This window comes from Mesoplasma seiffertii ATCC 49495, from assembly GCF_000518725.1.
Lineage (GTDB): Bacteria > Bacillota_I > Bacilli_A > Mycoplasmatales > Mycoplasmataceae > Tullyiplasma > Tullyiplasma seiffertii.
Genome location: NZ_KI912486.1, coordinates 1 through 2,560, shown reverse-complemented (window position 1 = coordinate 2,560; position 2,560 = coordinate 1). Strand labels below are relative to the sequence as shown.

General features: G+C 31.0%; 2 protein-coding genes. Both read left to right on the top strand.

The window, feature by feature from the left end:
* Window positions 1-1,242: hypothetical protein (locus L872_RS04725; protein WP_036268970.1), on the top strand; the 1,242-nt coding region annotated here is incomplete at its 5' end.
* 332 nt (window positions 1,243-1,574) lie between these two features.
* Window positions 1,575-2,560: lipoprotein (locus L872_RS04720; RefSeq protein ID WP_036268968.1), on the top strand; the 986-nt coding region annotated here is incomplete at its 3' end.

Below are 2,560 nucleotides of genomic sequence, written 5' to 3'. Positions count from 1 at the left end.
TATGTTTTGGCTGAAGGTATTGAAGAGGGTCAAACAACAATTGAGTTATCAATTGGTAAAGCTGATCAACAATTGACAAAAGCATTGGTTGATGAGCAATTATCTAAACTACTAGTTGAAGAAAAAACATATGAAACTGATGAACTGGCAATAGCAGCAATTCAAGCAGTTGAAACTGATGCTTTCAAAGTCAAAGAGGCTTCAAAGTTAACTAAGGCATTTGAACAGCATACTTTCAATGTGATCGTTGAAGCAAAGTCAGGTTATGTTTTGGTTGAAGGTATTGAAGAGGGCCAAACAACAATTGAGTTATCAGTTGGAGAGCCCGATATTGCAGTTACGAAGACAGGAATTGACGCAGAAATTGAAAGAATAAAATCAAAAGTTAGCGAAATTACTTTTATTAATGGTACTCATCTTTTACAAGCTCTTAATGGAATGTGAACCTTGGAAGGTACTAATGTAGAAGTTGAATGGGCAACTAAATCTGAAAATCAGCAAGTTTTTGTGACTTCAACTGATTTATTTAGATTTACTATTGGAGTTGAAGCGGGATATTCATTTGAGCAAAGTTTAGAACTTGAAGGTGAAAAGTACGTAACTGAAGTTTTAATTACTTATAAGTTTAAGGATCAAGAAATAAAAAAATGAGCCATAGAAGAGGAAATTGAAGAGGTTAAAGCTAAAGTTAGCAAACTGACAATTATTAATGAGGCTCAACTTATTGGCGCCCTTAATGGATTTTGAGGTTTAGAAGGTACTAATGTAGAAGTTGAAAGAGCTGTAGAACCTGCAAACCAAAGTACTTTTGGGACATATAGTGAGATATTTAAATTTACAATAGGAGCTGAAAAAGGATATGCATTTCAAGAAGGAATAGAGCTTCAAGATGGAAAATATATAACTGAGGCTTCAGTTATATATAATTTCGATAATAAAGAAATAACAAAATTAGATATAGATCAAGCAATTGATGAGGTTAAAGACAAAATTGGTGAATTGGAGATTATCAATGAGGCTCAGCTTATTGGTGCTCTTAATGGATATTGAGATTTAAAAGGCACTAGCGCGAAAGTTGAAAGAGTTAAAAAACTCACAAACAAAGATACATTTGCGACTACTTATACTGATAACTTTCGCTTTATTATTGAAGTCAATGCTGACTACTATTTTGCTCAAACTTTAGAACTTAAAGATGGAAAATATATAACAGAAGAATTAATTACTTATCACTATAAATAGTCGACTAAAGTAATAAAAACATTTCTACAAAATAAGATAATATAAAAGTTTGAATAATAAGAAGTAATGTAACAGAAGATTATTAATCGAAAGATTTAAAACTATCAGGAATTTGGACATATTTTAAATATATTTTTCCGAGATAAACGTATTTAATCGTATGCGTTTTTAGCAATAAATTAAGTTACTAAAAATCAAAAAAAGTTAAAAAAATGGTCAAAAACAATCAAAAAAGGCAAAAAAATGAAGTTTTTTTGCCTTTTTTTGCTTTTTCGAGTTTTATTTATGAGTAAATAAAATCGTATAGAAAGTAATTAAAAAAGGAAAGTAGAATGAAAAAAATATTGGCTCTATTAGGAGCAATTGGATTAACTGTAGGTGCTGGAGCAACAGCAGTTGCATGTGGGAAACGAGACAAAGGAAAGACAGTTGATATTTCTAATTTTGAAAAACTTGTAGATATTGAAGTTCACGGTAAATATGACACAATTGAACAAGCAAAAGAAGGAATTCAAAATCTTAAACCTTTACCGGAAGGAATTGAAAATATTCAGGTTACTATTGTAAAAGAAAACAACATTAAAGTAATATTAACTGCACAAAAAGGATATAAAACTCCAAAACCGTTAATTAAAGAATTTAAAGCAAAAAGTGGGGAAACTAATAAACAATTAAGCGAAGTTATTACTAAAATTGCATTAGGAGAATTTGCAACAATTCCTAGTAATGAAACTCTTATTGCTAAAATTAAAGAATTGAACACAACAGCTAAAGATCTTGATTTAGCAGTTGATGGTGATGTTAAACCTGAGGGAACAATTATTAAGACTACTTCATCAGGATACATTGGAACTGTAACAATTACTTTTACTGTAAAACCAGTTGATCAAGAGGTTTCAACTGATGAAGTTCAAGCTTTACTAGATACAGCGGTTAATGAAAAAGAATTTGCTGATGAAAATGCAGCTATTAACGCAGCAGAAGGAATTAAATTACCTAAAGGTTTGCAATTAGATGGTGAGCCAACAAATAGCAATCAGATAATCACTCTTAAAGTTAAAGCAAAAGATGGATATAAAATTGCTGATGGGCAAGTAACATCATTTAGTGCAACATGAGTTCAAACACCAATAATGGTTGAAGATACAACATCAATTGGGGCAAGTTTAACTGAATTAGTTAATGGTAAAGAGTTTGCTGATGAAACTGCAGCAATTACGGCAGCTAAAAAGACTCAATTAGCTGATGGTGTTGAATTAGATGGTGAGCCAACAAATAGCAATCAGATAATCACTCTTAAAGTTAAAGCAAAAGATGG